Origin of the sequence: Pseudomonas sp. RIT-562 (assembly GCF_026241895.1) — a bacterium.
GTDB classification, from domain to species: Bacteria; Pseudomonadota; Gammaproteobacteria; order Pseudomonadales; family Pseudomonadaceae; genus Aquipseudomonas; species Aquipseudomonas mandelii_F.
The window spans coordinates 1-328 of record NZ_JAPJIV010000078.1 but is presented as its reverse complement, the minus strand read 5'-3'; the positions used below and the strand labels follow the sequence as shown (position 1 = coordinate 328).

Genomic DNA, 328 nt, shown 5'->3' with positions numbered 1-328 from the left:
AAGCAGGACGGCGTAAGCCAGCGGAAACAACGCCAGCAGCCCGCCACCACCGAGCACGAGCCACGTTTCGTTAGCGTCCCAAATCGGAAGGATAGTCACCGCCATGGCACGTCGATGCTTACTGCAACGAGTAAGCCCCATCAGCACGCCCACGCCAAGATCAGTGCCATCCAAAAGCACGTAGTTCAAGACCGAAAATCCCAGCGCGGCAGCGGACAATAGCGTTACCCAGTCATTGTCCATCATCGATGTTTACCCTCAGGATTTACCCGTTTCGTCAGCCAAAGTGGGTTGGGGCCCGGGCTCGTCTTCGTGAGGTGGCTCCCGT

Annotated in this window: 1 protein-coding gene; it reads right to left on the bottom strand. The window is 57.9% G+C overall.

Annotated elements, in window-relative coordinates; translation table 11 throughout:
- Positions 1-246 (bottom strand): cytochrome d ubiquinol oxidase subunit II (locus ORL50_RS28825; protein ID WP_266020111.1); only part of this gene is annotated, 246 nt, incomplete at its 3' end.
- Positions 247-328 lie beyond the last annotated feature (82 nt).